This is a genomic window from Cyanobium sp. LEGE 06143, assembly GCF_015207535.1.
Taxonomy (GTDB): Bacteria; Cyanobacteriota; Cyanobacteriia; order PCC-6307; family Cyanobiaceae; genus NIES-981.
The window spans coordinates 1-5,407 of record NZ_JADEWP010000178.1; the positions used below are offsets into that span (position 1 = coordinate 1).

The following is a 5,407-nucleotide window of genomic DNA, read 5'->3' on the forward strand; positions in this document are numbered from 1 at the left end:
GCCCCAGACCCCTGAACCCGGCAGTGCGCCAGGGCCAGGCGGGATCTGATCCCAGCCGCCGGCCTGAGGCTAGGGTCGCCAGCCTTCCTCCAGCGCCATCCTTGCCCGTCGAGCCAGCCACCAGCAGTCCGTCCCTGCAGCTGGTGGTGGGGCTGGGGAACCCCGGCTCCCGCTACGCAGAAACCCGTCACAACGTGGGTTTCATGGCCCTGGAACGTCTGGCCGCGGCAACGGGTGTGACCTTCCGCCACCAGGGCAAACTCCATGGTCTGCTGGCGGATCTGGGCCAGGGGGATCGCCGCCTGCGACTGCTGATGCCCCAGACCTTCATGAACGAGAGCGGCCGCTCCATTCGGGCCGCCCTCGGCTGGTTCTCCCTGGAGCCCGCCCAGCTGCTCGTGCTCGTGGATGACATGGACCTGCCCCTGGGCCGGTTGCGCCTGCGCGCCAGCGGCAGCGCCGGTGGCCACAACGGCCTGCGCAGCACCATCAGCCACCTCGGCAGTCAGGACTTTCCGCGCCTGCGCATCGGCATCGGTGCTCCGGCTGACACGCCAGCCGAGCGTCGGGCCCGCACTCTGGGTCATGTGCTCGGGCGCTTCTCTCCTGCAGAGCAGCCCTGCCTTGAGGACGTGCTCAGCGAGGTGGAGGCGGGCATCGGCCTGATCCAGCGCCTGGGGCTGGAACGGGCTGGTAATCGTTTGAACAGTTTTCAGCCCCAGCACCCCCCAGCCTGAGCGGATGGCCTCTCTGCCCCTCACCACGGCCCAGTTGCGGGTGCTGCACCAGAGCTTCAGCCATCGACGGCTGGAGGGGGAGGTGAGCGCCGGTGGCTTCCACTGGACCTTCAGCTGGGCCTTCGACCGGGGTGAACTGCAGGTGGAGCCATCCCTGGGCCGGGCGCTGATCCAGGACGCCCTGCTGCGCTTCCTGCTCAAGGCCGACTACCAGCTCGAACCCGGCGGCGATTACGCCTTCACCGTGCGCGCTCGCTTCTAGGCGGGCCAGTGGCGCAGCAGCGGCACGTCATCCCGGCTGAGCGGGCGCCCGAGCCAGCGCTCCAGCAGCAACTGGGCCACCACGTCGTCCAGATCCCGGGGGGGCAGGCGCAGTCCCGGGGGCAGCAGCCGGCGCCAGCTGCCGGCCCCCTCCAGTTCCCAGAAGCGGCTGCGGGCCGCCAGGGTGGTGCCCCGCTCATCCACGGGATGGGGATCGAGCCCGCAGCCCTGCAACTGGGCGGGCCAGGGGCCACTGCCGGTGCCGTTGCCGAGCACCACCTGGGTGAGGCCTTGCTGGGATTGCCAGTGCCGCAGCAGGGCCAACGCCTCCGCCGGCGCCAGAATCGCGGCCTGCACCAGCACCGACGCCCTGGAATCGGCCAGCACCAGCCCGCACTTGCTGCGCCCGGGATCGAGCCCCGCCAGCAGCGACGCCCCCCTCACGGGCGGCCGGCCCCCCTGTTGCCCGAAATCCTCAGTTCCACGGAGATCGGGTCGGGGGTGTCGGCGTCGCGCAGCGCCACCGCCTCGAGTTGCACCACCGCGTCGCTTGGGCGCTCCGCCAGCCGTTGGGTGAGCTGGTTGAAGCTGGCGGCATCGAACTGCAGCCCATCCTCCATCGTGCCCTGGCGCTGGGCCTGGGCATAGGCAGCCGCCAGCAGCAGGTTGAGCCGGCGGGCCAGCTGGTCGGGGCTGCGCAGGCCGGCCTCGATCGTGGTGCGGGCCATCACCTCACCGGCGGCCACCACCCGCCGATTCGGACGCAGGTCGGGGAAGGCCAGCACCTGTCTCTCGCCGCGCAGCACGTTGGCGGCCGAGAGGATGCTCACCACCCAGGTGCCGGGTCGAGCCAGCAGCCCCTCCAGACGGCTGATGTCGTTGCTGGGCACCAGCAGGATCTGCCGATCGACCGCCTCCCCCGGCAGCACGCGCCTGAAGGCGTTGAGGTTGGCCTGTTGCAGCAACGCCGTGATCACCTCCCGGGCCTGGCCGGGGTTCTCCAGCTTCACCTTGGCGCTGGCCAGGGACTGGCCGGTGGTGATCACCACGTCGCCGCGCCGCAGGGCGATCAGGTTGTTTTCGAGCTCACGCAGCTCCTGGGCCCCTGCTGCGATCCGCTCCCGCACTGCGGCCAGTTCAGCCTCGGTGCGCTGGATTTCAGCGTCCCGGCCCCGCACCACCTCGCTGAGGCGAGCGCGTTGACCCTCCAGGCTCCGGTTCTGTTGTTCAAGCGCCACCTTGTCGCGCTCCAGCCTGGCCCGCTGGGCCTGCAGGGGGGCCAACTCCTTGCGCAGGGCGGCGCTCCGCCGCTCGGCCTGGGCCAGCTCCTGCTGCACCTTGCGCTGGCCGGCCTGAGCCCGGGCCACCTCCGCCTGGCTGGTGCTGAGGCGCTGGCGACTGGCCTCGAGCTGGCTGCGGGTGCCACTGAGCCGCTCCTCCAGCTGGTCGAGCTCGAACAGTCCCGTGCGCAGGCGCTCACTCACCAGCAGCATCAGCCCGAGGGACATGGCACTGATCAGGCTGCCTGTCAGCACCGTGATCAGTACGGCGGTGCGCCGCGGCCGCAGCTTGAACAGACTCAGCCTGGCCTTGCCGACCCGGCTGCCCAGGCGGTCGCCCAGGGCGGAGAGCACGCCGCCGAGAACCAGCAGCGCCAGGATCAGCAGCCAGCCCGACACAGGTGTCCTCGTATGGAGCCAGTATCCCGCCTTGGCCGCTGGGCTTCAGGCCGATGTCAGCTGAAGCGCTTGGCCAGGGCGATCGGATCGAACACGGTGATCTTCTTGCGGTCGATCTGAACCAGCCCTTCGTTGCGCAGGTCTCCCAACAGGCGGGTGATCGTCACCCGGGTGGAGCCAATGGCCTCGGCGATGGCCTGGTGGGAGAGACGCAGGTCGATGGTGATGCCCTCCGAACCCGGCACGCCGAAGTCGCGGCAGAGCACCAGCAGAAAGCTCACGAGCCGCGAACTCATGTCGCGGTGCGTGAGGGTCTCGATCATGGTTTCGGTCTGCAGGATCCGTGAGGAGAGCCCCTGCAGCAGCAGCAGGCCCACGCTGGCGTCCTGTTCGATCGCCTTGCGCACAGAGGTGGCCGGTGCGCTCAGAAGCTCCACGCGGGTGAAGGCGATCGCGTGGTAGAAGCGGTCTGAGCGCTGGCCAGTGAGCAGGGAGAGCACCCCGAACAGGCTGTTTTCCCGCAGCAGCGCCACGGTGATCTCCTCTCCGGATTCGTACACCCGCGAGAGGCGAACGGCTCCGCGCCGCAGCAGGTAGACCCGCTCGGCCGGATCCCCCGGGAAGAAGATCGTCTTGCTGCGCTCGATCGCCTCGACGCTGCTGCCTCCCAGGGCCCGGATCACCTCCAGCAGGGTCTGGTTGCCCTGGCCGGCGGCCCCCATGCCGCCCACCACCCCTGGTGCACCGCTGCTGGGTGTGTTGGCCGTACGGCTGAACCCGCGTGTGGCGCCAACCATGGCTGGGTCAGGCATATGGGCGGACCCTATAGATGCGATGGGGCCCCCCATGTAGCAACAGGCACCTTTTGGGGGCCGGTGAGTCCGGGCGCACCGGCGTGCGTGTGGGTGGACCCACCACAGGTGGTGGTTGTGCCCAGCGCTACGCCACGCGACCGCTACATTCAGTCCTGCGTCGCTGCAGGGTCCATGGCCGCCAGTCTCTCGAGCAGCCCCGGTTCCGGAGTCCGGCTCGAGGTGGTGGGTTCCGCGCCTGCCGAGGCCGCTGTGCACACGGCCCATCGGCCCGTGGCCCCTGTGGCTCTGCCTGCGGCGGCCCTTCCGGCGACCGTGCGTCCGCTGCGCCGGCTGGCCCAGCCGGAGGGCATGCTCCAGGTCCACACCGCCCCGTTCCGGGGCAGTGTGGCGGSKGWGNTCAGCNTGNCYCWRSGSWGSGSTGGNNCMKSGGCNWGCCGSSWGCYSSTGRSTCWGCGGCCGCCTCCAGTGGCTGCGGCCGGCCGTGGCCACCTGCCTGGCCGAACCGGCTCCAACCCATGGCGGCGAGATCCTGGAGGCAGTGCAGGAGGTCTGGGCCTTCAGTCGCCAGCAGCTGCTCCACGGCAGCGTCGACCTGATGGTTCTCGATGAACTCGGCCTCGCCGTGGAGCTGGGCTACCTGCCCCTCCAGGAGGTGCTCACCACCCTGGAGCAGCGCCCCCCCCACCTGGATGTCATTCTGACCGGACCCTCCATGGCACCTGAGCTGATGGCCCTGGCTGACCAGGTCACCCAGCTCCGCCGCGGCTGTTAGGCCGGCCTCCGATGCTCAAGAACGACCGTTGGATCAAGCAGCAGGCGTCCGGCGGCATGCTGGAGCCCTTCCAGGGCACGCTGGTCCGCCACCTCGACCCCGCTCAGGCCAGCAGTCCGGTGCTCAGCTTCGGCTGCTCCTCCTACGGCTACGACCTGCGCCTCTCGCCCCAGGAATTCCTCATCTTCCGCCATGTGCCCGGAACGGTGATGAACCCCAAGCGCTTCAATCCTGCCAACCTGGAGCCCGCATCCCTGCACGAAGATGCGGATGGGCGGTATTTCATCCTGCCCGCCCATTCCTATGGCCTCGGGGTGGCTCTTGAGCACCTCAGGGTGCCGCCCAACATCACGGTGATCTGCCTGGGCAAGAGCACCTACGCCCGCCTGGGCATCATCGTCAACACCACTCCCGCCGAGGCCAGCTGGGAGGGCCACCTCACCCTGGAGTTCAGCAATTCCTCAGGGGCTGACTGCCGTATCTATGCCGATGAAGGCATCTGTCAGCTGCTCTTCTTTGAGGGTGATCCCTGTGAGACAACCTACGGCGACCGGGCAGGAAAGTATCAACACCAACCTGAACGCGTGACCCTGGCCAGGGTGTGAACCCCTCTTGGGGCCTCACTCAGGGGGCCAGTCTGGCCTTGTGCAGGCGGCTGAGCTCGTACCACTCGGCAACCTGAGGGGCCCACAACTGCAGGTGAGGCCAGATCAGATCGCAGAGGGCGCGGATCTCTTGCTGGGCATCGCGTTTGGCCCGCAGATCAAGGAAGTGCAGCAGCGCCCTCAGGGTGAAACTCACCACGAAGTGCTGGCGGTAGTCGAAGGGCAGGATGCCGCGGGCATGCTCCTCGGCAAAGCCGGCCGCCAGCAGCTCGGCGTAGCGCTCGGCAGCCCGGCGGCAGAGGTCCAGGTCGATGGCCCGCTGTTCGGCGCTGTAGGCATATTTTTTGCCCTGACGGTCGCTGTAGTTGCCGAGCGGGCGCAGGTAGAACACCTCTTCCAGGTCGAGCTCGCCGCTGGCGGCCTTGGTGATGCGATCGCCCGTGTAGCGCATCGACTGCACATCAAAACTCACCCCCACCCGGTGGGTGCGTGCCTGCTGCATCACCGAGTGGGGAAACCAGCCCACGTTGAGCACGAT

General features: G+C 68.9%; 8 protein-coding genes. 4 read left to right on the forward strand and 4 right to left on the reverse strand.

Features of this window, described 5'->3' with window-relative positions; translation table 11 throughout:
- Nucleotides 1-101: 101 nt before the first annotated feature.
- Together pth and IQ216_RS11395 are read left to right on the forward strand one after the other, a co-directional pair.
- On the forward strand, nucleotides 102-737 hold the full coding sequence (gene pth / locus IQ216_RS11390; protein ID WP_193815551.1) for an aminoacyl-tRNA hydrolase: 636 nt from the start codon (nucleotides 102-104) through the stop codon (nucleotides 735-737).
- 4 nt (nucleotides 738-741) lie between these two features.
- A complete protein-coding gene (locus tag IQ216_RS11395; RefSeq protein WP_186697379.1) occupies nucleotides 742-999 on the forward strand; it encodes a DUF3146 family protein in 258 nt (85 codons plus the stop codon).
- Here IQ216_RS11395 and IQ216_RS11400 read toward each other — a convergent pair.
- Genes IQ216_RS11400 through ntcA form a run of 3 tightly spaced genes read right to left on the reverse strand, consistent with a single transcriptional unit; the run spans nucleotide 996 to nucleotide 3,399 of the window.
- Entirely contained in the window at nucleotides 996-1,442 is a 447-nt protein-coding gene (locus IQ216_RS11400; protein WP_370566723.1) for a resolvase, read from the reverse strand. The genes IQ216_RS11395 and IQ216_RS11400 overlap by 4 nt on opposite strands.
- Nucleotides 1,439-2,677, reverse strand: coding sequence for a DUF3084 domain-containing protein (locus IQ216_RS11405; protein ID WP_193815552.1), 1,239 nt, complete (start codon nucleotides 2,675-2,677; stop codon nucleotides 1,439-1,441). The genes IQ216_RS11400 and IQ216_RS11405 overlap by 4 nt, the downstream gene beginning before the upstream one ends.
- Before the next feature lie 56 nt (nucleotides 2,678-2,733).
- Complete coding sequence (gene ntcA / locus IQ216_RS11410) at nucleotides 2,734-3,399, reverse strand: global nitrogen regulator NtcA (RefSeq protein ID WP_370561853.1); 666 nt, start codon at nucleotides 3,397-3,399, stop codon at nucleotides 2,734-2,736.
- 574 nt (nucleotides 3,400-3,973) lie between these two features.
- On the opposite strand from ntcA, the gene IQ216_RS14760 reads away from it, so the two are divergent.
- Both IQ216_RS14760 and dcd read left to right on the forward strand, forming a co-directional pair.
- Entirely contained in the window at nucleotides 3,974-4,264 is a 291-nt protein-coding gene (locus IQ216_RS14760) for a cob(I)yrinic acid a,c-diamide adenosyltransferase (RefSeq protein WP_370566724.1), read from the forward strand.
- An 11-nt stretch (nucleotides 4,265-4,275) separates the two neighbouring features.
- Complete coding sequence (dcd, locus tag IQ216_RS11420; RefSeq protein WP_186697375.1) at nucleotides 4,276-4,869, forward strand: dCTP deaminase; 594 nt, start codon at nucleotides 4,276-4,278, stop codon at nucleotides 4,867-4,869.
- Nucleotides 4,870-4,888: 19 nt separating this feature from the next.
- Here the strand turns inward: dcd and thyX are convergent.
- The coding region (gene thyX, locus IQ216_RS11425) for an FAD-dependent thymidylate synthase (protein WP_193815553.1) at nucleotides 4,889-5,407 on the reverse strand (519 nt) is incomplete at its 5' end.